Source organism: Pseudocitrobacter sp. 73, assembly GCF_008369545.1.
Classification (GTDB): domain Bacteria; phylum Pseudomonadota; class Gammaproteobacteria; order Enterobacterales; family Enterobacteriaceae; genus Pseudocitrobacter; species Pseudocitrobacter vendiensis.
In genome coordinates this window covers 285,489-310,025 of record NZ_VTZO01000004.1, presented here as the reverse complement: position 1 = coordinate 310,025, position 24,537 = coordinate 285,489, and the positions used below count along the sequence as shown (strand labels likewise).

Genomic DNA, 24,537 nt, shown 5'->3' with positions numbered 1-24,537 from the left:
TCAGGTCTGAGCTAATACAGTTCATATTTGAACTGCCAAAAATACTATATTAGAGGTGGAATTTCTCTAACTGTCTGTTCTGTATTGAGAAATAAAGCTCCGAGCATTTACCCAATAGATACCAATTAAAAAATAAGACTTTGATTGATTTTATCAATTAGACATGTCCGTAATTACCGACCCGAAGGCCGGTAGTTGATAATATAAAAGTGCGCATATATTTTATATTTTCAGGATAATATCAAAAAGTATATTATCCAGATCTTGAGAGTATGAGTTACTTCCATTCCTCAGAATAAACAGCATCAGATGATCTCGGCCCAGGTATAGCCTGAGATATTGAAATCCTTACAGGGAGATTAAAGGCTGAACCAAACGCCACAGCATCACCTCTTGGCAAGCCTGAAATCTGCCTTAGTATTTGCTCATTTTCACTTTCCATCGCATATCGCAAGGCCTGTAAATCTCGTTCATTTGTTAGACGTAATGAAAACCAATTTGAGCACATTGCCAAGACTGTTGGTGACAACTCTGATGGACGTTGAGTACTAACAATGAGCGAACATTTAAATTTTCGCCCCTCTTTAGCTAGTCTTTCATAAGCTTTTATCTGTGAATCAACTTCAGCATAAGGATCTCTTAGGTAATGGTGAGCTTCTTCTAGAAGCAGTGCTGTTGGATAAGATTTTTTTTGCCCTCTATGAAATAACACTTCAGCGAACATTTCAAGTAATGCACTAAGCAACATTGGAGCATGATCTTGGGCAAGGTTTTTCATATTAACAATATGTACACGCCAACCATTATTTTCTCCCTTTTCCTTTCCAAAAAAATAGTCAACTTCATCCTTCATTGCCTTCTCCCAATGCAACCCTCCATCTGCTAAATCAGCGCCTCCCTCAAGATCTACCACGGATCTAAACCGTATATCTTCGGAAAGCTGCTGTATGATTTTAACTAAAGGTAATACATTGCTATATCCAAAAGCATCCCGTTTACTTCCACCATTTCGCTCTGCTGCCACACAACCAAACTCAGCGACAAGATTCGCTAACCCCCGAAATGGCGGCCAGACATCGGTTCTTTCAAGATGCCGTTTTCTCAATAAATCCAACCACTCTGAAAGCTTGTTTTGTTCTGTATCTCTACAATCATCATATAATTGATAAGTTTCATTATTCCTATTTTTGAGATATATTTTCCTGCGGGCAAAATGAGTTCTGTTAATGGCACTAAGAGCATTCCGCAATGCAGGTAACTGAGTTTTATCACTCGGTCTCAAGAGTTTAATTAAACCAGAAAACCCTAGAGCTTGGTAAGGGATTTTCCTGTAAGTATAAAATTCCTCAGAAAATAAATCACCTTCGTTTTGAGGCTGTGGTAATATTTCCTCACCTTTATTCTCCCCTAATATTGTATGTTTAACATTAGGAACACCTACAAATGCCTGAGAATACTCACCATTGATATCAAAAATAACAATTCTTGAATTTGGGTATTTCTCAACAACTTTTCGTGTCAGTAATGCATTGAAATTTGACTTACCATAACCTGTACTGCCTAAGACAGCTAAATGGCGAGTCAATAATTTATCAACACTCGCTAAAATCTTTACAGATTTCGTTCTTGAATCTAAACCGAGCTCGATCGCCTTATCAATATCATCTTTATCAATACTATATATTATATTTAAGAAATCGGATGTTAGAGGAACTGCTGAGGAACCTAACGCTGGCAATCTCCAATCTTCAGATATAAAAACATAGCCTTCATCATCGCGCTTAACAAATCCTATAGCATAGGCTATTATTTGCCTTAACGGGATATCTGATAAGTCTGACGTTCCTACATTTGCTTTATGAGCCTTATCCGCCTCAACAAATGCCATATCAGTTACCCTTGCAACAACCAAAATGTTGCCTGCATCAAATCCGATTAAATCACCTGGTTGTGTAACTGAACTAATCCCCTCCCTATGCGAAGCCAACCTCCCTTGCAAACCCTCGTGAAGGTTAACTCTTATTTTCTCACCTTCTAACCCAACAACATAACCAATTGCTGAAAGCTCTGAAATTTTAAAATGGGACATTCCCCTCTCCTTTTGATAATTTTGCAATTGCTTCGACGAGATCCTCTACAGTATTTTCCCTAGGGAAAAGAACAGGATAAGGAAGATGTTTAACAAAACTATCAAAGTAAGCTTCTGGAGCCCCACCAATAATAGTAACCTGATTAAAAGTCATGTTTTTTAAATTTACAACCGCTTTTTCACTTTCAGAAGCATTACCATCAGCAACCGCATTGATAGCCGAAACTAATTCTGGATAATATATAACAACGTGGAATGATGGGTTTAGAAGGGCTCCTAACACTATTCTATTAATATGATAATCACCAAAGCCAAAACCATTAATAAATAAAGCAGTCTGCGGTTTCGAAAGAAATTCACCAAACCGTCTAAACATTTCTCCATATACGAAACCAATGGTATGGCTATATTTATTTGCGCCCGGATAGATTAGATGCTGCCCATATGAGAACCCTCTACCATTTATTATACTATCTATATAGTTATCATATGCTTGGCATGAGCTAATCTCATTGACTGTAAGATAATCATCTTGATACCAAGTGAGCGAACCATGGAGTTTATAAAGATATGCATGATAATGACCGAATCGTGCCTCGCCCTTTGCGTTAACGTTTCTGAAGGCCAAATCAAAATTTTGAGGATAAAACTGCCTCGTATGCAAACCTGAAAATCCATTAAACAACTGTATTCCTAGATCTTCAGCAGCCCACTCTAAAGCCAAATCATAATTTGTTGTAAAAAGTGATGGTGCAGACTGACCTGGTTGCCTGTTAGATATTAATTTTGAGATCAATTCCTTATGGAATTTAAATTTTTCACTTTTACCTTGATTTTTATTTCTAAAATCCTCCCCTGTTAATAATGCTGCTTTAGTCACCTCCTTATATAAAGAATTTAATATCAACCCAACTTCTTCATATTCTTGTTCATTATGCCTGGTTTTAGCCACTGATAAAAACTTAGTCACTTCATCAATTAATAGCTCAACATTTACAATATCATTGTCAGAATCATTTTTATTAACAAGTAAATATTTTTGTAAAAGCAGCTCTACTAACTCTGGATAATCAGCTTTGAATGATTGCCACACTTGCTTCATAGTGTTTCCACCACAACCTACTGATGCCCCCGCTCCGAGAAGTACACCTACATTATCAAGTTGACACAAAGAATAAATGTGAGAGCGAAAATCATCCTCACTAATAATTTTACCGCCTTGATAAATAATCATAAATATCCTTTTAATCTGACTTCAGAAATGGATAGAACGTATATCTATAGTATCAGTCACATCATACTCATTTTGAAATTTAGTTTCAATTGATTCAATGAGTTATGACCAACATCTTAGGTTGGCATATCCATCAATTAACAATTTCCGTATTATTTATCTTTTAATGAACCGCTTCGACATCCTGTTGAAAATTCTAAGGACTTCATGTGGCTTATGAAACCATGACTAACATCGGGATGAACTAATCAACGGGAAGCAGGTCATCAATTGCTGCCCAAGTAGGTCTGATAGCACGAGGCAATAGAATTTGTGAGCCTCGCCTCATCGTGATGTGCAAAAAATGCCGTAACTGAAATTAGTGCGGTAACTGGTGATGGAATTCTTTCGAATCTTATAAACATAAAACAAGGCAGGGGTAAGCTGATCGTTTCCCTTGTTGCCAGAAGCGGCCCCATTGATAATCAGCAAGTTTCTTCACTCATATATGTAGACTAATGTTTTGTCAAGCTCGGTTCGAACTATCGAGTTTATCAGTCAAATCGGTCAAATTGGCAATCAACAACCTATAACAGATCAGCTATCAGCATCCTACTGAAACCCTTTACCAGTTATAAACAGAATTAATACAACAAATATCCTTTTTGCAAACAATATCTTAACATCGCTATTTGGTAGTCACACTGCTAATTCTTGATGTTGAGTGAACACGGTCTCCCTTGCCCGTCTGGGTTTTTCCACGTTCTTTTGCCAAGTAGGATAGCCAATAAACTGGACCTTCGAGTGTCTCCGGTTCATTTCTACGGATAACATAATGGCCTGAATATTTACTTGATGATTTTGCATACTCAACCAATGATGCATTCCCACCTGTGAGTTTCATCCAGATCTCAGCAATCAACCCACCCACACCGGATTCCACATTTCCCAGACTCTTCACCAGCCTATGCGGAAGGGCTATCCAAAAATGGTAATGCTCATGTATCGCCTTTTCTCTTTCCCGAACCCAGCCAAAGGCAAATTTTTTGATCGGTTCGGATATACTTTTGGGACGTCGTAATTTGGAACCCAGCCGTTCTCGTAAGGATTTACCTAACAGACGCACCCATTCATTACTAACACTTACTGGTGTTCCTGCCGGGACTCGTAGATCAAAACGAGAAAGAAACACACGGCTGTAGTGGTGAGTCATAGCATCGAGTTCTTCAAGGATTGGTTTAAGGATATCCAGTCTTACACCAGAATTTGTTGTCGCGTTAACCTTGTATACATATCCCTTGTGATACAAGCAATTACCTTCTAAAACAGGGTATCGACCAAAATCATGATAAACATAACGGTAAAGAGTAGGTCTTTCTAAAGTACTAAGTGTCATCAGCGACCTCCAAAGTCTGCTTTAAAGCCCCCAATGGGCTGACACTTGTATTTAGTTACTACCTATTACCACTCCAGAACGCCCCTCCCTAAGAACACTAAAGCCCAGTGAATTCGGGCGCTCTCATGACACGTACCACATCATATTTTTTCGATCAAAGTTTACTGACATTGCCAGGGATTCTAAGCACGGGTCGACAATAGCAATCTAAATTTCATGTAAGGCATTTTCCAAGGCTCGATCCGCTCCATATTCATCAACATGCTACTATGACACTTACACATCCCTCATAAACGCAATGTAAAGCATTGTGGCGTGATTTCTTGATAAAAAGTAGATAGGGTACATAAGAGAACAAAAATGCCACATAGAGCATCTGAGGCGATATGAGAGCATTGTGAATATTTTGTAGATTCAGAACATGAGGAAACCAGAGTTAATGGCTGTTAAGCAAAAGGAATCAACCCGCATAAAAATATGTAATCAGTTGATTTTATTAATTAATTACAATATCGAACAATATAATGAGATACGAGCGAAGCGAGTTTTCACGAACGAAGTGAAGTGAAATGTCCATAATCCATTATAGTATTTTATATATAGGGAAAAGTGGACATTTTGGTATGATTTTTAATCATGTGTATACCTTTTAATGATTAGTGACATTAACATCTTCGCTTCGCTCCGATGTTTGTCGGGCTTCGCCCTCCAAATCAAACTCGATAGAGTTCAAATAATATATCGATTTACTTAATCGTTCTGTACTGTTCCGTAAAACGCCTCATCCACCAGCTGATCCTGGTTGCATAAAAAATCAAAAATGCTATTCAGCAGCAGTTCCAAAGTGACTCATAAAAATCAACGTCTACTCTAATCAGTAGGAGCAGTTCCCTCTTCCAACTGTAAGAGATAGATCATAGCTTCTTCACGGCTTGTAAAACACATATCAAGTGAAGGTCGCAAACTACCGCAAACTTGAGGACGCATATCAGATCCAAAAATATTACATAAGTTATCTTCTGATAGTTGGACGCATCTTACATTCGCAGGTTTTCCATGAGGCATACCAGGAATTGGACTCGATATCGAAGGCGCAATGCAACATGCACCACAATCAATACGACATTGCATCTACCTCTCCTATAACCTTCGGTTTGCTTATGACATAAACAGGATACCAAACATGACGATAGCCTGACTTTTATCTTAAAAAATTAAACAATTGACAATTAGGCTAGCCTTACGGCATATCAGGGATAGGGCTGGAAATCGAAGGCGCAGTGCAGCTGGCCCCACACTCTATTCGGCATTCCATGAGGACCTCACAATTTATCTGTATTTGAATATAACATTAACACACTGCCACAATCGGGTCGATAGCATGCAACCAGCACCTATTCCTCTATAAAATAATCATCTGCCTTCTTATATGGGTTAATGTTCCTTTAAAATTGCAGTAAAATCCATGAGTTACACCACCCTAATTTAGGATGAATTAAGCCCCTCGATTTACAAGGAGTTACTATGAGCTTCTACATAAAGAAAAGCATTCGCGTTGGACCGATGAGATTTAACCTATCCAAATCAGGAGTCGGTGCATCTATTGGTATAAAAGGACTGAGGTTTGGTACTGGTCCTCGAGGAAATTACATCCACATTGGTGCTGGCGGAGTCTATTATCGTGCTTCGCTTTCACCAAGCATGGTTCCACAGAACAGAAAGAAGGTTCACCATATACCCGACGAATCCCCAATAGAACATGACACTACACATGCTGACCTGCCCCCAGGATTAGATACAACCGTCAGTTAGTAAGGTCGGTTTGTTTACCTTCACATTTTTCATTTCGCCACCGTGCTGCAAACTCTGATGGCGTCTGATAATTCAGTGCTGAATGTGGACGACACTCGTTATAATCCTGCCGCCAGTCATTAATGATTTTCCTTGCGTGAACGATATCGCTGAACCAGTGCTCATTCAGGCATTCATCGCGAAATCGTCCGTTAAAGCTCTCAATAAATCCGTTCTGCGTTGGCTTGCCCGGCTGGATTAAGCGCAACTCAACACCATGCTCAAAGGCCCATTGATCCAGTGCACGGCAAGTGAACTCCGGCCCCTGGTCAGTTCTTATCGTCGCCGGATAGCCTCGAAACAGTGCAATGCTGTCCAGAATACGCGAGACCTGAACGCCTGAAATCCCAAAGGCAACAGTGACCGTCAGGCATTCCTTTGTGAAATCATCGACGCAGGTAAGACACTTGATCCTGCGACCGGTGGAAAGTGCGTCCATGACGAAATCCATCGACCAGGTCAGATTGGGCGCCGCCGGACGGAGCAGCGGCAGACGTTCTGTTGCCAGCCCTTTACGACGTCTTCTGCGTTTTACGCCCAGGCCACTGAGGTGATAAAGCCGGTACACGCGCTTATGATTAACATGAAGCCCTTCACGGCGCAGCAACTGCCAAATACGACGGTAGCCAAAACGCCTGCGCTCCAGTGCCAGCTCAGTGATGCGCCCTGATAAATGCGCATCAGCAGCCGGACGGTGAGTCTCATAGCGGCAGGTCGACAGGGATAAACCTGTAAGCCTGCAGGCACGACGTTGCGACAGACCGGTCGCATCACACATCAGCATCACGGCTTCCCGCTTCTGGTCTGTCGTCAGTACTTTCGCCCAAGAGCCACCTGAAGCGCCTCTTTATCCAGCATGGCTTCGGCAAGCAGCTTCTTGAGTCTGGCGTTCTCTTCCTCAAGCGACTTCAGGCGCTTAACTTCAGGCACCTCCATACCGCCATACTTCTTACGCCAGGTGTAAAACGTGGCATCTGAAATGGCGTGCTTACGGCAGAGCTCACGGGCAGAAACGCCGGCTTCGGCCTCGCGGAGAATACAGATGATCTGTTCGTCGGAAAAACGCTTCTTCATGGGGATGTCCTCATGTGGCTTATGAAGACATTACTAACATCGCGGTGTGTTAATCAACGGGGAGCAGGTCAATGCACCTCTTGAGGAAATCGAGTCATCTCATATCTCGGAAATCGTTGATTCAAGTTCCCGAGAACTGCTTGACGAGTTGAACAACAAACGCAAGAAGTCACGAATATGGCCCTTGGTCATGTGCCTTTCAATTGCGCTGTTACTTTACGGTTTTTCACAGGCATTGCCTGAGTGGTGCCTTGCTATAGGATTTATCGCAGGGATAGCAATCTCTGTTTTTGCTTACATGTACGATCAGCTAAGAAAGACTACTGTTCTTTTTTATGACTTTGATGATCAAATGATGGCATGTTACCAGCAACTTCATGATAGTGGAGCCAAGCTCGCAAGCTGCTCAAAAATATGGCATATAGAAGCTTCTGGTGCCGTTTATGACCCCAAGTATCATGCCGGGGCTGGTAACTTACTACGCAGAAAAGTAACCTCTATCAGCAAATCAAAGCCTCCCTATGTGAAAACAAATATTGAGACGATTGCTATCAATGTCGGTCGCCAAACATTACATTTTTTTCCAGATAGAGTACTCGTTTATGACCGTGAAGGTGTAGGCGCTGTTGGTTATAACCAGCTATTCGTTAATGTTGGTGATAGTCGATTCATTGAAAGCGAAGGTGTACCTGTAGATGCCATAGTCGTTGGCAGAACATGGAAGTATGTGAACAAGTCTGGAGGCCCTGACAGAAGATTTAAAGACAATTCAGAACTTCCTATATGTCTGTATGAAAACCTTTCGTTTACAAGTCATTCTGGACTAAATGAGTTGTTACAACTGTCTAAAACTGGCTATGGTGAAAGCTTTTCACGCTCAATTGAAACACTTAGCAAAAAAGTCATTTCTGCTTAGCTATGTCATTTTTAAACTGCGAACAATTGACTATTAGGCTTGCCATTTGGCATGCCAGGGATCGGGCTGGAGATAGATGGCGCGATGCAGCAGGCCCCACAATCCGGGCGACATTCCATAATGTAGACTCTTATCAGGGGCGCAATGGCGCGCACAGTATCACCTTTTAGCGGAAGATAGCAAAACCCTTCAATTCCTCTTGCCTGAAAGGCCCGTCGCGAGTACTTTTACGCGATATTTTTGACACCCTTGTACACAGGATAAATGCAATGCCAAGAGCGAATGAAATTAAGAAAGGTATGGTGCTGAATTACAACGGCAAACTGCTGATTGTAAAAGATATTGATATTCAGTCACCGAGCGCCCGTGGCGCTGCAACGCTGTATAAAATGCGTTTCTCCGATGTGCGCACCGGCCTGAAAGTTGAAGAGCGTTTTAAAGGCGACGATATACTCGATACCGTTACGCTGAACCGCCGCTTTGTTGACTTCTCTTATGTTGACGGTAACGAATACGTCTTTATGGATAAAGAAGACTATACCCCGTACACCTTCACTAAAGATCAGATTGAAGAAGAGCTGCTGTTCATTCCTGAAGGCGGCATGCCGGATATGCAGGTTCTGCTGTGGGACGGCCAGCTGCTGGCGCTGGAACTGCCGCAGACCGTTGATCTGGAAATCGTCGAAACGGCACCGGGCATTAAAGGTGCGTCTGCGAGTGCACGAAACAAACCGGCTACGCTGACCACCGGCCTCGTTATTCAGGTTCCTGAATACCTGAGCGCGGGCGAAAAAATCCGTATTCATATTGAAGAAAAACGTTATATGGGTCGCGCGGACTAATCGCGATGCCTACGCCTGATGCGCTTCGCTTATCAGGCCTACAAGGTCGGTGCAATTCATCAAATTGTTTTCACGTGTAGGCCGGGCAAGCGCAGCGCCCCCGGCGAGCACGGCGAAAATGCCTGATGCGCTTCGCTTATCAGGCCTACAAGGTCGGCGCAATTTATCAAATTGTCTTCACTTGTAGGCCGGGCAAGCGCAGCGCCCCCGGCAATTATGCAGGCACCCGCATTAACGTAAAAAAGCCAGCTCAATGAGCTGGCTTTTCATATTCTGAAACCGGATTACAGTAGATCGCGGAATTTAGTCGCTTTCAGCGCCATCTCAACGCCGCGCACTTCCGCCAGCCCTTTCAGGCGACCAATCGCGGAATAACCTGGGTTGGTTTTCTTTTTCAGATCGTCAAGCATCTGATGACCGTGGTCCGGACGCATCGGAATTGGGCGCAGATCGCCAGCTTTCTTACGACGCTGCTCTTCAGTCAGAATCGCATCAACCACCGCAACCATGTTCACATCGCCCTGCAAATGCGCTGCTTCGTGGAAGGTTTTCGGGTTGTCTTCACGGCAGGTAGAGCGCAGGTGCGTAAAGTGAATACGATCGCCAAAGGTTTCAATCATTTTCACCAGGTCGTTATCGGCGCGCACGCCATAAGAACCGGTACACATGGTGAAACCGTTATTGATACTGTCGACGGTCTCTTTCAGCCACTGCATATCTTCGATGGTCGAAACGATACGCGGCAGGCCAAGGATCGGACGCGGCGGATCGTCCGGGTGAACCGCAAGGCGCACGCCGACTTCTTCCGCAACCGGCACAATCGCACGCAGGAAGACAGCCATGTTTTCACGTAGCTGATCTTTGCTGATGTGATCGTACTCAGCCAGACGCGCACGGAACTGATCAAGGGTATATCCCTCTTCCGCACCCGGCAGGCCAGCAATGATGTTGCGGGTGAGTTTTTCAATGTCCGCGTCGGTCATCGCGTCAAAATAGGCTTTCGCCTGCTGCTGTTCTTCGGCAGTGTAGTCGGCTTGCGCGCCTTCACGCTTCAGAATGTGCAGTTCAAAAGCAGCAAACGCGATTTGATCGAAACGCAGCGCTTTGGAACCATCTTCCAGCGTGTATTCGAGGTCCGTACGCGTCCAGTCAAGGATCGGCATAAAGTTGTAGCACACGGTATCAATGCCGCAGGTCGCCAGGTTGCGAATACTCTGCTGGTAATTAGCAATCCAGGTTTTGTACTCGCCGGATTGTGTTTTGATATCTTCGTGAACCGGAATACTTTCAACAACAGACCAGGTCAGCCCTTTTTCCGCCAGCATCGCCTGACGTTTTTGAATTTCTTCGACCGGCCAAACCAAACCATTCGGGATGTGGTGCAGTGCCGTCACAACACCCGTTGCGCCAGCCTGACGCACATCATCAAGGGAAACCGGATCATTTGGGCCATACCAACGCCATGTTTGTTCCATCGCCTCAACCTCTCAACTTGTTATACCAATAAAATGTTCGTTAATGACGACTACCATACATGTTTATTCGTACTGGTCAAACATCTCCCCCGCAATGATTGATCTGGCTCACATTCCCCGGATAAATTCGGCACACCAGTTTAATTTGCTGTCATACAACTTTACACTGACATTGTTAATTTCTGGTTAATCGGACGTGTGAACAATGAAAACAATCGCCAACAGTACGCTCCCTGAGAATGTGCAACTGCCTCATTATGATAGAAAAGCTTTGCGCTCGCGGATCGTGCATTTTGGTTTTGGAGCCTTCCATCGCGCGCATCAGGCGCTGCTGACTGACCGGGTGCTTAATGCCGAAGGCGGCGATTGGGGGATCTGCGAGATCAGCCTGTTTAGCGGCGACCAGTTAATGAGCCAGCTTCGCGCGCAGGATCATCTGTTCACAGTGCTGGAAAAAAGCGGTGACGGTAATCAACCGATCGTGATTGGCGCAGTGAATGAATGTCTGAACGCCAAACTGGATTCGCTGGCGGCGATTATTGAGAAATTCTGCGAGCCGCAGGTGGCGATTGTTTCGCTGACGATCACAGAAAAAGGCTACTGCATTGATCCGGCGACCGGGCAACTGGATGTGAATCAGCCCCGCATCGCACACGATCTCGTCCATCCGCAGGAGCCCCACTCTGCGCCGGGCATTCTGGTCGAAGCCCTGCATCGCCGCCGCGAACGCGGGCTTTCCGTTTTTACGGTGCTCTCCTGCGACAATATTCCGGACAACGGTCACGTGGTGAAAAACGCCGTACTGGGCATGGCACAACAGCGCGATCCGGCATTGGCAGCATGGATAGCTACGTATGTCACCTTCCCCGGCACCATGGTTGATCGCATCGTTCCGGCGGCCACCGATGCGTCGCTTGCGGAAATCACCGATGAGCTGGGCGGCGTGAACGATCCCTGTGCGATCAGCTGCGAGCCATTTATTCAGTGGGTTATTGAAGATAACTTTGTGGCGGGCCGCCCGGCGTGGGAAATCGCCGGAGCGCAACTGGTCGATGATGTATTGCCATGGGAAGAGATGAAGCTGCGCATGCTCAACGGCAGCCACTCGTTCCTGGCGTATCTGGGGTATCTGGCGGGCTATCAGCATATCAGCGACTGCATGCAGGACGCCGATTTCCGCCTCGCGGCGCATCGTTTAATGATGACGGAGCAAGCCCCCACGCTGAAGATAACCGATGTGGACTTAGGCGCTTATGCCGACAGCCTGATGACCCGATTTAGCAATCCCGCACTGAAGCATCGCACCTGGCAAATCGCAATGGACGGTAGCCAGAAGCTGCCGCAGCGCCTGCTGGATGGCATTCGCGTACATCTGGCGCAGGGCACCGCGTGGCCGCTGCTGGCATTAGGCGTCGCGGGCTGGATGCGCTACGTCAGCGGCATTGATGATGCAGGTGAAAAAATTGATATTCGCGACCCGTTATCGGAGAAAATCGCCCGGATCGTTACCAACAGTCGTGATGAAGAGCGCGTTGTCGCTCTGCTCACGCTCAGTGAAATCTTTGGCACTGACCTGCCGGGCAACGCGACATTTGTCGAAAACGTCCAGCAGGCATGGCAGCGCCTGGTGCAAACCGGTGCGCGTCAGGCGCTCATCACCACCCTGAATAGTTAACAATTTCTGCTTTTATGCGAAGAGAAATCATTTCTCTTCGCGAATCACTTCTCTTTTCATCGCCTTTTCGCCAGGATTAACGCAACCCGTAGCAACGTTGCAGATTTTGATTCTGGAGTTTTCGTGACAAAGACCAACCTGATAACCGGCTTTCTCGGTAGTGGCAAAACCACCTCCATCCTTCATCTGCTGGCCAATAAGCCCGCCGATGAGAAGTGGGCGGTGCTGGTAAATGAGTTCGGTGAAGTAGGCATTGATGGCGCACTGCTGGCCGATAGCGGTGCGCTGCTCAAAGAGATCCCCGGCGGTTGCATGTGTTGTGTGAATGGTTTGCCGATGCAGGTAGGCCTGAATACACTGCTACGTCAGGGAAAGCCTGACCGCCTGCTCATTGAGCCCACCGGGCTGGGTCACCCCAAACAGATCCTCGATATTCTCACCGCCGCCGTCTATGAGCCATGGATTGACCTACGGGCGACGCTTTGTGTGCTTGACCCGCGTCAGTTGCTGGATGAAAAAGTGGTGCTGAACGAGAACTTCCGCGACCAGCTCGCCGCCGCCGATATTATCATTGCCAATAAAGGCGATCGCGCGACAGAGGAAAGCGAGCGGGCGATGGAAAGCTGGTGGCTACAGTACGGTGGCGCGCGCCAGCGTGTGAAAGCCACACAGGGTAATATTGATATTGCCCTGCTCGACCAGCCGCGCAGCAACCTCACGGAACTTCCCACCAGCGACGCGCACTCACACGCGCACCCGGAGAAAAAAGGGCTTGCAGCGCTCAGCCTGCCGGAACATCAACGCTGGCGTCGCAGCCTGAACAGCGGTCAGGGCTATCAATCCTGCGGCTGGATTTTTGACGCCGACACCCTCTTCGACACGGTAGGCATTCTCGAATGGGCGCGCCTGGCTCCCGTGCAACGCGTCAAAGCGGTCATGCGTATTCCTGAGGGGCTGGTGCGAATCAACCGCCAGGGCGCAGATCTGCACATCGAAACGCAGAGCGTCGCGCCGCCGGACAGCCGCATCGAACTGATTAATGATGCGGACGCCGACTGGAATGCGCTGCAAACGACTCTGTTGAAGCTCCGTTTAGCGTGAAAGGGCTAAGGTTGCGGTCGTTGTTGAATTAAGGTGATAAAAAATGAAAACGCGATATCCGTTAATCCTGCTGCTGAACGCTGCGGGCATAGCGCTCTTTTTATGCTGGTTCCTGCCGCCCAACCATGGCGTCTGGTTTAATGTTGATTCCGCGATTTTCCACTTCTTTAATCACGGTCTCGATGAGAGCCGGGCTTATCAGTGGTTCCTCGCGATTATCAACAATCGCGCCTTCGATGGCTGCTCGCTGCTGGCGATGGGCTGCCTGATGCTTAGCTTCTGGCTGAAAGAGGATGCCGCTGGCCGCCGCCGGATTATTATCATTGGCCTGGTCATGCTGCTTACCGCGGTGATTATTAACCAGCTGGCGCAGAATTTGATGCCGGTTAAGCGCGCCAGCCCCACGCTATTTTTCCCGGATACGCATCGGGTGAGCGATTATTTGCACATTTCAACCAAGGATGCCTCGCGGGATAGTTTCCCGGGCGACCATGGCATGATGCTGCTCATTTTTTCAACATTTATGTGGCGTTATTTCGGCAAAAAAGCGTTCGCTATTGCGCTGACTATTTTCGTGATTTTCGCCTTCCCGCGCGTAATGATTGGCGCACACTGGTTTACCGATATTGCCGTCGGTTCTCTGACTGCGGTGTTGATTGGCATTCCGTGGGTATTGATGACGCCGCTCAGTGACAAAGCAATATCGCTGTTTGAGCGCTATCTTCCGCGTTTCAATATGGCGCGCTCCGAAAATAAATAACGGACGTTATAAAATTGTCATCAGGGATCGTTTTAGATCCCTGATTTATTTCTGCCGATGAATCATTCCGAATGACATTTCACCTCACGAATATTCGCCTTATGAATGAGTGGGTTGCCTATTTTTCAGACTAAATTGACACTATTTTACGCATTCACAAATTTTAACTTTCTGTATCACAATTTCTTATAAGAAATCCTGTAAAACCACTCGCAATGCCCTTGTCAATCGGGTAATCTCAATCGCGTTTGCCAATAATGAGCAATTATTTTCATAGTGAATAATTTTGTGCGCTAGTCCACAGATCTGACTTTAAAGAATTGTCTCATTGTTAGCGTGTATTTAGTCTCAGACGCGTTTGGCATTTTTTATAACGACATTGTCGTTAAGGACTTCAAGGGAAAACACATAAAATGGTCAAATCTCAACCAATCTTGAGATATATCTTGCGAGCGATTCCAGCAGTAGCAGTTGCGGTTCTGCTTTCTGCCTGTAGCACAACAAAAGACACCGCCAGGAATATGCATTCTGAGACGCATGCTGTGGGCACCAATGATGCCTCGTCACTGCAAGCCTCTCAGGATGAATTTGAATCAATGGTCCGTAACCTCGACGTGAAATCACGTTTGATGGATCAATACGCAGGCTGGAAAGGCGTTCGTTATCGTTTAGGCGGTGACACCAAACGCGGCGTTGATTGCTCCAGCTTTGTACAGCGCACCTTCCGCGAACAATTTGGTTTAGAGCTGCCGCGTTCAACGTGGGAACAGCAGGAAACCGGTAAATCCGTTTCTCGTAGCCAGCTTCGCACCGGCGATTTAGTCCTGTTCCGTGCAGGGTCCACCGGTCGCCATGTCGGCATCTACATCGGCAACAATCAGTTCGTTCACGCGTCTACCAGCAGCGGTGTAACGATCTCCAGCATGAATGAGCCATACTGGAAGAAGCGCTATAATGAAGCGCGCCGAGTTTTAAGCCGCTCTTAATATCACTTGCTGTCAGTATCCCTTGATTGACCGCAAGCATAAGAAAGCACTGCTCTGGCAGTGCTTTTTTTTTCTAATGATTTGGCGAAGCCTATTTAATTAACCGAGACACGCAACCTTTATGCTAAGCCGTAAAACGCTGTTAAGCCGCAGAATCGCCATCACCAGCCTGATGGTTGGCGTCTTTTTTGCCCTGTTGGCAGGCGGTACCCAGTTTCTTGTCTCTTACCACCAACGTACTGAGCAGTTTGACAACACCATCACCGAGCTGAAGACCTATCTCAATAGCTACTTTGGCGAAGTCCTCAATACTATCGATACCCTGCAACCCTTGACCATGAGTTCGTGTGAGAATGTCTCTTCTGAACTCACCTCGCGCGCCGCATTTAGCCTTAATATTCGCGCCTTTCTGCTGGTGAAAGATGGCCATGCGTTTTGTTCATCGGCCACGGGTCCGCTGGATATCGCGATTAAAGATCTCGTCCCCTCTCTCGACCTTTCACAAAACCAGGCGATGGCCATTTTGCCCGGCACGCCCATGATGCCCCATCGCCCTGCGTTTATTTTGTGGGACCGAAGCCCACTGTTGGCTGACCGGGGCATATTTACGTCTATCAATGCCAATCTGATGCCATGGATACTGAATTCGTCGAAGCAGAGTCAATACAGTGGCGTCGCGCTGGTGATTAATGGCAATACGGCGATCTCGACCTTTAGCCACCAGCCCATGGCGCTGACCAGCATTGAAAAAACGCCCATTCGTCAGGCCAAAATCAACGGCGTTCCGCTGGAGATTTACCTGTATGGCAACGAAATCGCCACGGACAACCTTCTCTATTCTCTGCTGCTTGGCGCAATGTGCGGCCTGCTGACAGGCATTCTGTGCGCTTATATCATGACCATAAGAATGCGGCCTGGCCGTGAAATTCTCACGGCTATCACCCGAAACCAGTTTCATGTGGTCTACCAGCCGGTGGTGCATGCCAGCGATTTGCATATTGGCGGCGTAGAGGTGCTGATGCGCTGGACGCATCCGGTTGCAGGCAATATTCCGCCGGATGCCTTCATCAGCTTCGCTGAGGGGCAAAATTTGATAGTGCCTCTCACCCGCCATCTTTTTGAATTGATCGCCAAAGATGCGCCTGCCCTGCAAAAAGTTCTGCCGCCAGGTGCAAAGCTTGGGATAAACATCTCACCAAACCATCTGCACGCAGAGAGCTTCAGGCAGGATATTCGTCATCTGCTTGCCAGCCTGCCTGAAAACTATTTCCAGGTGGTGCTGGAACTCACCGAACGCGACATGCTCAACGAGAAGCAGGCTGTAAAACTGTTTGAATGGCTGCATAGCGAAGGCATTGAGATTGCTATTGATGATTTCGGCACCGGCCATAGCGCGCTGATTTATCTTGAGCGCTTTACGCTGGATTATCTGAAAATTGACCGCGGATTTGTCAACGCCATTGGCACGGAAACGGTCACCTCGCCGGTACTGGATACGGTGTTGACGCTCACGCATCGGTTGAATCTGGTGACCGTCGCAGAAGGCGTAGAGACGCAGGAACAGGCAAACTGGCTGCGCAACCACGGCGTGGATTTCCTGCAGGGCTACTGGATAAGCCGCCCGCTCACGCTCACTCAGCTTGTTGAAGCACATAATGAGCCTGCGAAATATTTCACAAGCCGCTAAGGGTCAATTATGATTCAAGGACATCAGGAACGGATCATAAAGGGAAGGTAGCCCGGTGATATTTGTGCGCATGTGTCTCGTGCTGTTGGCGCTGAGCAGTTTTTCCCTCGGCGCACAGACGATTAAAGAGAGTTACGCGTTTGCTGTAATCGGCGAACCGAAGTATGCCATTAACTTTAGTCACTTCGATTACGTTAACCCGGCAGCCCCAAAAGGCGGCACGATCACGCTCTCATCCATTGGTACCTTCGATAACTTTAACCGTTATGCACTACGCGGCAATCCTGGGGTGCGTACGGAATCGCTCTACGATGCCCTCTTCACCACCTCCGACGATGAACCGGGCAGCTACTACCCACTGATTGCCGAAAGCGCCCGCTATGCAGACGATTACTCATGGGTGGAAGTCAGCATGAACCCGCAGGCCCGCTTTCATGATGGCTCGCCCATTACCGCCCGCGATGTCGAGTTCACCTTTCACAAGTTTATGACCGAAGGGGTGCCGCAATTCCGTTTGGTCTACAAAGGTACGACGGTCAAAGCTATTGCGCCGCTCACGGTACGTTTCGAACTGGGCAAGCCGGGTAAAGAGGATATGTTAAGCCTCTTCTCTCTGCCGGTAATGCCAGAGAAATTCTGGCGCGACCACAAGCTTAGCGATCCACTCTCTACCCCACCGCTCGCCAGCGGTCCCTATCGCATTACCGACTGGCGATTAGGGCAATATATTGTCTATTCGCGAGAGAAAGATTACTGGGGCGCGAATCTACCCGTCAACCGTGGCCGCTGGAATTTCGATACGTTGCGCTACGACTATTACCTCGATGACAACGTCGCCTTTGAAGCATTTAAGGCGGGCGCGTTCGATATGCGTAATGAAAGCAGCGCCAAAAACTGGGCCACGCGCTACATCGGCAAGAATTTCGCCAGCGGTTATATCGTTAAAGAAGCGCAAAAAAATGAGGCCGCCCAGGACACGCGCTGGCTGGCATTTAATATCCAGCGCCCCGTCTTTGCCGATCGCCTGGTACGCCAAGCCATCAGCATGGCCTTTGATTTTGAATGGATGAACAAAGCGCTTTTTTATAACGCCTACAGTCGCCCTGCCAGCTATTTCCAGAATACAGAGTACGCGGCACGCCACTATCCGAACGCCGAGGAACTCACGCTGCTGGCGCCGATGAAAAAGGACCTTCCAGCTGAAGTCTTCACCACCATATATCAGCCGCCAGTCTCAAACGGTGATGGGGCAAACCGCCAAAACCTGCTCAAAGCGGGCGATCTGCTCACCCACGCGGGTTGGGTGCTGAAAGACCAACAGCGCATAAATGAAAAGACCGGTCAGCCGCTGCGCTTCGAACTGCTGGTCGCCTCTGGCGGTAATAATCAGTGGGTACTGCCGTTCCAGCGCAATCTGAAGCGCATCGGCGTCGATATGTCTATTCGCCAGGTGGATAACTCTCAGCTACTCAGCCGCTTGCGTAAACGCGATTACGACATGATGCCAAGCCTGTGGCGCGCCACGCCGTGGCCCAGCTCCGACCTGCAAATCTCCTGGTCTTCCGAGTACATCAACTCAACATACAACGCGCCCGGCGTCGCCAGCCCGGTCGTTGATGCGTTGATCAATCAGATAATCCAGGCGAAAGGTGACGAGAAAAAATTGCTGCCGCTGGGTCGCGCGCTGGATCGCGTCTTAACCTGGAACTTCTACATGCTGCCAATGTGGTATATGGCGGAAGATCACGTCGCATTCTGGGATAAATTCTCGCATCCACCGGTTCGCCCCCTCTATGCCAGCGGCTTTGATAACTGGTGGTATGATGTCAATAAAGCGGCAAAACTGCCGGAAGCCCGGCGCTAAGGAGAAGAGATGAGCGCCTATTTGCTCCGCCGCTTATTGCTGATTATCCCGACGCTGTGGGCAATCATCACGCTTAACTTTTTTATTGTCCAGATTGCCCCCGGCGGCCCGGTCGATCAGGCCATTGCTGCCGTTGAATTCGGTAACCCGGGTGGCTTGCCCGGTACGAGCGGCGGCGGCTCCGGCGGTGGTCATGCACGCGCGGGCGTGGGTAATATCGCCGACAGCCAGTATCGCGGCGGGCGTGGCCTTGACCCGGAAGTGATCGCCGAAATCACCCAGCGCTACGGCTTTGATAAACCGCTGCACGAACGCTACTTTAAAATGTTGTGGGATTACATCCGCTTTGACTTCGGCAACAGCCTGTTTCGTAACGCCTCCGTTTTACAGTTGATGAAGGACAGCCTGCCCGTATCAATCACGCTCGGCCTGTGGAGCACGCTGATTATTTACCTGGTGTCGATACCGCTCGGTATTCGCAAAGCGGTGCAAAACGGCAGCCGTTTCGACACCTGGAGCAGCGCACTGATTATTATCGGCTACGCTATTCCGGCGTTTCTGTTCGCTATCTTGTTGATTGTGTTCTTCGCCGGCGGTAGTTATTACGACCTGTTCCCGCTACGCGGGCTGGTATCGGCTAATTTCGATACGCTTCCCTGGTATCAGAAAATCACCGACTACCTCTGGCACATCACGCTGCCGGTGCTGGCGACGGTAATTGGCGGCTTTGCGGCGCTCACCATGCTGACCAAAAACTCGTTTCTTGACGAAATTCGCAAGCAATATGTGGTCACCGCCCGCGCCAAAGGCGTGAGCGAGCACAACATCCTGTGGAAGCATATTTTTCGTAACGCCATGCTGCTGGTCATTGCCGGTTTTCCGGCCACCTTTATCAGCATGTTCTTTACCGGTTCGTTGTTGATTGAAGTGATGTTTTCCCTGAACGGACTGGGGCTTCTGGGCTATGAGGCGACCGTCTCGCGCGACTACCCGGTGATGTTTGGCACGCTCTACATTTTCACGCTAATTGGTCTGCTGCTGAATATTGTCAGTGATATCACTTATACGCTGGTCGATCCGCGCATCGATTTTGAGGGCCGGGGATGATGCCGTTAAACCCAATTAATCAGGCCCGCTGGGCGCGCTTTCGTCATAACCGCCGCGGCTACTGGTCGTTATGGATCTTTTTGATCGTCTTCGTATGCAGCATGTGTTCCGAACTTATCGCCAACGATCGCCCTTTGCTGGTGCAGTACAAAGGCAGCCTCTACGTGCCGCTGGTGAAAGAGTACAGCGAACAAACTTTCGGCGGCCAGTTCGCCACCGCCGCCGATTACCAGGACCCGTGGCTGCGTAAGCAGTTGAGCGAAAATGGCTGGGTGCTGTGGGCGCCCGTTCGCTACGGTGCAACTACCATCGACTTTAATACGGATCTCCCCTTCCCTTCGCCGCCCTCCTCGCAAAACTGGCTGGGCACCGACGCCAACGGCGGGGATGTGCTGGCGCGTATTCTCTACGGCACACGCATCTCAATTCTGTTTGGCCTGATGCTAACGATTTGTTCAAGCGTAATGGGCGTCGCGGCCGGCGCGATTCAGGGCTATTACGGCGGTAAGATTGACCTGTGGGGGCAACGCTTTATTGAAGTATGGTCCGGCATGCCAACGCTGTTCTTAATTATTCTGCTCTCGAGCGTCGTGCAACCGGGTTTCTGGTGGCTGCTGGCAATAACCGTCCTGTTTGGCTGGATGGCGCTGGTCGGCGTAGTACGCGCGGAATTTTTACGCACGCGAAACTATGACTATATTCGCGCGGCACAGGCGCTGGGTGTGAGCGATCGCAGCATTATTTTCCGCCATATGCTGCCCAATGCGATGGTCGCCACCCTCACCTTCCTGCCGTTTATTTTATGCAGCTCGATTACCACGCTAACTTCGCTGGATTTTCTTGGCTTCGGCCTGCCGCTGGGGTCGCCGTCATTGGGTGAATTGCTGTTGCAGGGCAAGAATAACCTTCAGGCCCCGTGGCTCGGCATCACGGCATTTCTTTCCGTTGCCGTGCTGTTGTCGCTGCTGATTTTTATCGGCGAAGCGGTCCGCGATGCTTTCGATCCGAATAAGGCGGTTTAAGATGAGTCATCCCCTCCTTGAAATAGACAATCTTTCCATCGCCTTTCGCAATCAGGGCGTCACGCGCACGGTGGTCAGCGATCTCTCTTTACAGATAGACGCGGGCGAAACGCTGGCGCTGGTTGGGGAATCGGGCTCGGGAAAAAGCGTCAGCGCGCTCTCCGTTTTGCGCCTGCTGCCGCAGCCGCCGGTGAGCTACCCTGGCGGCGATATCCGTTTTCAGGGGCAATCTCTTCTTCATGCCAGCGAACAGACGCTGCGTGGTGTGCGCGGCAACCGCATTGCGATGATTTTTCAGGAGCCGATGGTTTCACTGAACCCACTACATACGCTGGAAAAACAGCTCTACGAAGTGCTCTCCCTGCACCGGGGTATGCGCAAAGAGCCCGCGCGGGCGGAAATGTTAGATTGTCTGGACAGGGTTGGCATCCGTCATGCCGCTAAACGACTGGCGGATTATCCGCATCAGCTTTCCGGCGGCGAACGTCAACGCGTGATGATTGCGATGGCATTGCTGACGCGCCCTGACCTGTTGATTGCTGATGAACCCACCACCGCGCTGGATGTGTCGGTACAGGCACAAATTCTCACCCTGCTGCGCGAGCTAAAACGCGAGTTAAATATGGGGCTGCTGTTTATCACCCATAATCTGAGCATTGTACGCAAGCTAGCTGACCGGGTGGCGGTCATGCAGCAGGGCCGCTGCGTTGAGCAGAATAGCGCTCAGGCGCTGTTTGCCGCGCCGGTTCACCCGTATACCCGCAAGCTGCTCGACAGCGAACCGTCGGGCTCTCCGGTTCCTTTACCGGCGGATGCCGCCACGTTGCTGACGGTGACCGATCTCAGCGTCGAATTTCCGATTCGTAAAGGCGTCCTGCGCCGCATTGTCGATAACAATCGCGTGGTGAATAACGTAAGCTTTACCCTGCGCGCGGGCGAAACGCTGGGGCTGGTTGGAGAATCGGGTTCCGGTAAAAGTACCACGGGGCTGGCGCTGCTGCGGCTTATTGCCTCAAAAGGCGAAATCCAGTTTGCCGGGGAAATGTTGCAGGGCCGCAGCCGTAAGCAGCTCCTGCCGCTGCGCCATCGCATTCAGGTGGTCTTTCAGGACCCGAACTCGTCGCTTAACCCGCGTTTGAACGCACTGCAAATCATTGAAGAAGGTTTACGGGTACACCACGCGGCATTGTCGGCAGCGGATCGCGAGCAGCGCGTGATTCAGGCCATGCAGGAAGTGGGGTTAGATCCCGACACGCGTCAACGCTATCCGGCGGAATTTTCCGGCGGTCAACGTCAGCGTATCGCCATCGCGCGGGCGCTGATCCTGAAACCGGAATTGATCATCCTCGATGAACCCACGTCATCGCTCGATCGCACCGTTCAGGCGCAGATACTGGCATTATTGAAGGAATTGCAGAAGAAGTACCGGCTGGCGTATATCTTTATCAGCCACGACCTGCACGTGGTACGGTCGCTGTGCCATCAGGTGATTGTGCTGCGACAGGGAAAAGTGGTCGAACAGGGTGAGTGCCAGCGCGTTTTCGCTGCACCAGAGCAGGATTACACCCGCCAGCTCATTACGCTGAGCTGACGATTAAAATGGATTATTGCCAGAGAACGTTTCGGCAATCGCCACGCCAAAATTTTTCAACCGACAAGTTGCGGCACATTCGTCCTGACGTTTAACAAACAGGCATGGCTCCCCTTCACACTCCAGAACGGAGCTTTCCAGCGAGATATCCGACAGCGCCTGGCTTAAGGTATGCATCACCGGCCAGGCATTATCACCATCCGGGCTCAGCAGCTTAAGGGCCACCAGGGCATTTTCGTTGCTATCGCCACTTTGCGGAATCGGTTCAACTCTTGAACCTGCGAAACCCGCTGCCCAGCGATAATCCTGAGGCAGTCGATGTACTATTGAAAGCTGTAATGTGGTCACGTTTTTTTCCCCGGAAGCAATTTACTTCACAATTATTTTACATCCATATTAACACATTGTTGACAAATCGTCCTGCATCCAGAAAAAAACGCCTGTAACTACGGCTTATTCATTGACTGAGTGATTATTTTTGTCGCGACAAGCGAATTGGGTCATGCTTTTCGGCGCTATATGTACCCGTTTCTGTGATCCAACACAACCTTTTTATCTACAACAATGTGACTTTTTACATTATTAGATTTTACATAAAAGAAACATACATAAGTACCATGAATAGTACTTCGGTTGATATGCATCAAAAAAAAGGGGCGAAAAATCGCCCCTTTATCAAAATGTTTGTACTACGCACATTTTCTCCGACGGCTGGCGTAAAGCAGGAAAAAGAGCGAACAGCTTGCACACAGCCCAATGGAGAGAATCATCGGCCAGGCGGAGTTGAAGGTTGCCAGCGACAGCAGCGCGCCAATGATAGCGCCAATACCGAAGCGGAAGGTTCCGGCAAGCGACGACGCCGTGCCTGCCATATGCGGGAACTCGTCGAGAATAACGGCCATCGCATTTGAGGAGACCATCGACACGCAACCGACAAATACCGCAATCCCTAACACCAGCGACCAGAATCCGACGTCCAGCAATGCGCACGCCACCATCCACACCGCCATGGCAAACTGTACAAACAACCCGGCGCGAAACATATTTAATGCCCCGACCCGGCGCACAATACGGCTGTTGATGGTGGTCATGATGAACAGGAAGACGATATTCAGCGCGAAGTAGTAGCCAAAATGCTGAGGCGAAACATGGTTAAGCTCAATATAAACAAACGGCCCAGCACTCAGAAACGAGAACATCGCGGCAAAGCTAAAACCGCTCGCCAGCATATACGAGAGTACGCGTTTGTGACGGAACAGTGAGGCGAAGTTGCCCAGCACCGTGCGCAAATGAAACTTCTGCCGCTTCTCAACGGGCAGCGTTTCCGCGATAAAGAACCAGATAGCCAGCGACGCCAACAGTGCAGCCGCCGCCAGTATCCAGAAGATCGCCCGCCAGCTAAACCAAACCAGCACTGCCCCACCGACCATTGGTGCCAACAGCGGCGCAATCGTCGTGACCAGCATGACAAACGACATCATCCTTGAGAACTCTTCTTTCGGGTAGATATCGCGCATCAGGGCGTTAATCACTACGCTTGCCGCCGCTGCCGCCAGGCCGTGGAAGAAGCGCATCACAATGAGCTGATCGATGCTTTTTGACAGCGCGCAGGCCATGGCGGCAACCGCAAAAATCAGCGTCCCGCCAAGGATAACCGGCTTACGCCCAAGGCTATCGGCCATCGGGCCGTACAGCAGTTGTCCGACAGCAAACCCCAGAATATAGGTGCTGAGGGTCATCTGTGCGCTTCCGGCCGGTACGCCAAACTGTTGTGAAATAACCGGCAGCGCCGGGAGATACATATCAATAGAAAGCGGCATCAGCATGGCCAACAGGCCAAGGATAAACACGATATTGAATGATGAAGGCTGCCTGGATGTCACAAGTT

General features: G+C 49.0%; 20 protein-coding genes and 1 pseudogene. 12 read left to right on the top strand and 9 right to left on the bottom strand.

Annotated elements, in window-relative coordinates; genetic code table 11:
* Nucleotides 1-277: 277 nt before the first annotated feature.
* From F0Q32_RS04075 to F0Q32_RS04060, 4 genes are all read right to left on the bottom strand, one after another.
* Complete coding sequence (locus tag F0Q32_RS04075; protein ID WP_149462071.1) at nt 278-2,089, bottom strand: ATP-binding protein; 1,812 nt, start codon at nt 2,087-2,089, stop codon at nt 278-280.
* Nucleotides 2,076-3,323 carry an SIR2 family protein gene (locus tag F0Q32_RS04070; protein WP_149462070.1) on the bottom strand — a complete coding sequence of 416 codons (1,248 nt, stop codon included), beginning with the start codon at nt 3,321-3,323 and terminating at the stop codon, nt 2,076-2,078. The genes F0Q32_RS04075 and F0Q32_RS04070 overlap by 14 nt, the downstream gene beginning before the upstream one ends.
* Before the next feature lie 667 nt (nt 3,324-3,990).
* A complete protein-coding gene (locus tag F0Q32_RS04065) occupies nt 3,991-4,698 on the bottom strand; it encodes an inovirus-type Gp2 protein (RefSeq protein WP_149462069.1) in 708 nt (235 codons plus the stop codon).
* 870 nt (nt 4,699-5,568) lie between these two features.
* On the bottom strand, nt 5,569-5,829 hold the full coding sequence (locus F0Q32_RS04060) for a YkgJ family cysteine cluster protein (protein ID WP_149462068.1): 261 nt from the start codon (nt 5,827-5,829) through the stop codon (nt 5,569-5,571).
* Between the two features lie 393 nt (nt 5,830-6,222).
* Here F0Q32_RS04060 and F0Q32_RS04050 point away from each other — a divergent pair, with 393 nt between their 5' ends.
* On the top strand, nt 6,223-6,510 hold the full coding sequence (locus F0Q32_RS04050) for a DUF4236 domain-containing protein (protein WP_255475135.1): 288 nt from the start codon (nt 6,223-6,225) through the stop codon (nt 6,508-6,510).
* On the opposite strand, the gene F0Q32_RS04045 is transcribed toward F0Q32_RS04050, so the two are convergent.
* Nucleotides 6,503-7,623, bottom strand: a protein-coding gene (locus F0Q32_RS04045) for an IS3 family transposase (protein ID WP_149462067.1) whose coding sequence is annotated in 2 segments (ribosomal slippage) — nt 6,503-7,365 and nt 7,365-7,623 — 1,122 coding nt in all. Because the reading frame shifts where the segments join, the coding sequence is not laid out codon by codon here. The two genes, F0Q32_RS04050 and F0Q32_RS04045, sit on opposite strands and share 8 nt — an antisense overlap.
* Nucleotides 7,624-7,813: 190 nt before the next feature.
* Between F0Q32_RS04045 and F0Q32_RS04035 the strand changes: the two genes are divergently transcribed.
* Nucleotides 7,814-8,539, top strand: a complete 726-nt coding sequence (locus F0Q32_RS04035; protein ID WP_255475134.1) for a hypothetical protein — start codon at nt 7,814-7,816, stop codon at nt 8,537-8,539.
* Between the two features lie 35 nt (nt 8,540-8,574).
* On the opposite strand, the pseudogene F0Q32_RS04030 reads toward F0Q32_RS04035, so the two are convergent.
* Nucleotides 8,575-8,658 (bottom strand): annotated as a pseudogene (locus tag F0Q32_RS04030) (YkgJ family cysteine cluster protein); the annotation flags it as partial.
* A 150-nt stretch (nt 8,659-8,808) separates the two neighbouring features.
* Between F0Q32_RS04030 and yeiP the strand changes: the two are divergent.
* The gene (gene yeiP, locus F0Q32_RS04025; RefSeq protein ID WP_149462066.1) at nt 8,809-9,381 is read left to right on the top strand and encodes an elongation factor P-like protein YeiP; all 573 of its coding nucleotides are present in this window, start codon (nt 8,809-8,811) and stop codon (nt 9,379-9,381) included.
* A gap of 284 nt (nt 9,382-9,665) precedes the next feature.
* On the opposite strand, the gene uxuA is transcribed toward yeiP, so the two are convergent.
* Nucleotides 9,666-10,856, bottom strand: coding sequence for a mannonate dehydratase (gene uxuA, locus F0Q32_RS04020; protein WP_149462065.1), 1,191 nt, complete (start codon nt 10,854-10,856; stop codon nt 9,666-9,668).
* Nucleotides 10,857-11,061: 205 nt separating this feature from the next.
* Between uxuA and F0Q32_RS04015 the strand changes: the two genes are divergently transcribed.
* From F0Q32_RS04015 to yejF, 9 genes are all read left to right on the top strand, one after another.
* On the top strand, nt 11,062-12,531 hold the full coding sequence (locus F0Q32_RS04015) for a mannitol dehydrogenase family protein (protein WP_149462064.1): 1,470 nt from the start codon (nt 11,062-11,064) through the stop codon (nt 12,529-12,531).
* A gap of 123 nt (nt 12,532-12,654) precedes the next feature.
* Nucleotides 12,655-13,632 carry a GTP-binding protein gene (locus F0Q32_RS04010; RefSeq protein WP_149462063.1) on the top strand — a complete coding sequence of 326 codons (978 nt, stop codon included), beginning with the start codon at nt 12,655-12,657 and terminating at the stop codon, nt 13,630-13,632.
* 43 nt (nt 13,633-13,675) lie between these two features.
* Nucleotides 13,676-14,392 (top strand): phosphatase PAP2 family protein, encoded by a 717-nt coding sequence (locus F0Q32_RS04005; RefSeq protein WP_149462062.1) that lies wholly within the window; start codon nt 13,676-13,678, stop codon nt 14,390-14,392.
* Between the two features lie 413 nt (nt 14,393-14,805).
* Nucleotides 14,806-15,378, top strand: a complete 573-nt coding sequence (gene mepS, locus F0Q32_RS04000; RefSeq protein ID WP_108473642.1) for a bifunctional murein DD-endopeptidase/murein LD-carboxypeptidase — start codon at nt 14,806-14,808, stop codon at nt 15,376-15,378.
* Nucleotides 15,379-15,499: 121 nt separating this feature from the next.
* Complete coding sequence (locus F0Q32_RS03995) at nt 15,500-17,065, top strand: cyclic di-GMP phosphodiesterase (RefSeq protein WP_149462061.1); 1,566 nt, start codon at nt 15,500-15,502, stop codon at nt 17,063-17,065.
* A gap of 70 nt (nt 17,066-17,135) precedes the next feature.
* Nucleotides 17,136-18,929, top strand: coding sequence for an extracellular solute-binding protein (locus tag F0Q32_RS03990; protein WP_370516867.1), 1,794 nt, complete (start codon nt 17,136-17,138; stop codon nt 18,927-18,929).
* Nucleotides 18,930-18,938: 9 nt separating this feature from the next.
* Nucleotides 18,939-20,036, top strand: a complete 1,098-nt coding sequence (locus F0Q32_RS03985; protein WP_149462060.1) for a microcin C ABC transporter permease YejB — start codon at nt 18,939-18,941, stop codon at nt 20,034-20,036.
* Nucleotides 20,033-21,058, top strand: a complete 1,026-nt coding sequence (locus tag F0Q32_RS03980; RefSeq protein ID WP_149462059.1) for a microcin C ABC transporter permease — start codon at nt 20,033-20,035, stop codon at nt 21,056-21,058. The genes F0Q32_RS03985 and F0Q32_RS03980 overlap by 4 nt, the downstream gene beginning before the upstream one ends.
* A 1-nt stretch (nt 21,059) precedes the next feature.
* A complete protein-coding gene (gene yejF / locus F0Q32_RS03975; protein WP_149462058.1) occupies nt 21,060-22,649 on the top strand; it encodes a microcin C ABC transporter ATP-binding protein YejF in 1,590 nt (529 codons plus the stop codon).
* Nucleotides 22,650-22,652: 3 nt separating this feature from the next.
* On the opposite strand, the gene F0Q32_RS03970 is transcribed toward yejF, so the two are convergent.
* A complete protein-coding gene (locus F0Q32_RS03970; protein WP_015963709.1) occupies nt 22,653-22,997 on the bottom strand; it encodes a YejG family protein in 345 nt (114 codons plus the stop codon).
* A gap of 341 nt (nt 22,998-23,338) precedes the next feature.
* Nucleotides 23,339-24,532, bottom strand: a complete 1,194-nt coding sequence (locus F0Q32_RS03965) for a Bcr/CflA family multidrug efflux MFS transporter (protein WP_149462057.1) — start codon at nt 24,530-24,532, stop codon at nt 23,339-23,341.
* Nucleotides 24,533-24,537 lie beyond the last annotated feature (5 nt).

Coding starts and splice junctions, on each gene's coding strand:
- F0Q32_RS03995 (WP_149462061.1), top strand. CDS start 15,500: ATGCTAAGCCGTAAAACGCTGTTAAGCCGCAGAATCGCCATCACCAGC.
- F0Q32_RS03980 (WP_149462059.1), top strand. CDS start 20,033: ATGATGCCGTTAAACCCAATTAATCAGGCCCGCTGGGCGCGCTTTCGT.
- F0Q32_RS03985 (WP_149462060.1), top strand. CDS start 18,939: ATGAGCGCCTATTTGCTCCGCCGCTTATTGCTGATTATCCCGACGCTG.
- F0Q32_RS03990 (WP_370516867.1), top strand. CDS start 17,136: ATGTGTCTCGTGCTGTTGGCGCTGAGCAGTTTTTCCCTCGGCGCACAG.
- F0Q32_RS04015 (WP_149462064.1), top strand. CDS start 11,062: ATGAAAACAATCGCCAACAGTACGCTCCCTGAGAATGTGCAACTGCCT.
- F0Q32_RS04035 (WP_255475134.1), top strand. CDS start 7,814: ATGTGCCTTTCAATTGCGCTGTTACTTTACGGTTTTTCACAGGCATTG.
- yeiP (WP_149462066.1), top strand. CDS start 8,809: ATGCCAAGAGCGAATGAAATTAAGAAAGGTATGGTGCTGAATTACAAC.
- uxuA (WP_149462065.1), bottom strand. CDS start 10,856: ATGGAACAAACATGGCGTTGGTATGGCCCAAATGATCCGGTTTCCCTT.
- F0Q32_RS04060 (WP_149462068.1), bottom strand. CDS start 5,829: ATGCAATGTCGTATTGATTGTGGTGCATGTTGCATTGCGCCTTCGATA.
- F0Q32_RS04065 (WP_149462069.1), bottom strand. CDS start 4,698: ATGACACTTAGTACTTTAGAAAGACCTACTCTTTACCGTTATGTTTAT.
- F0Q32_RS04005 (WP_149462062.1), top strand. CDS start 13,676: ATGAAAACGCGATATCCGTTAATCCTGCTGCTGAACGCTGCGGGCATA.
- yejF (WP_149462058.1), top strand. CDS start 21,060: ATGAGTCATCCCCTCCTTGAAATAGACAATCTTTCCATCGCCTTTCGC.
- F0Q32_RS04075 (WP_149462071.1), bottom strand. CDS start 2,089: ATGTCCCATTTTAAAATTTCAGAGCTTTCAGCAATTGGTTATGTTGTT.
- F0Q32_RS04070 (WP_149462070.1), bottom strand. CDS start 3,323: ATGATTATTTATCAAGGCGGTAAAATTATTAGTGAGGATGATTTTCGC.
- mepS (WP_108473642.1), top strand. CDS start 14,806: ATGGTCAAATCTCAACCAATCTTGAGATATATCTTGCGAGCGATTCCA.
- F0Q32_RS04050 (WP_255475135.1), top strand. CDS start 6,223: ATGAGCTTCTACATAAAGAAAAGCATTCGCGTTGGACCGATGAGATTT.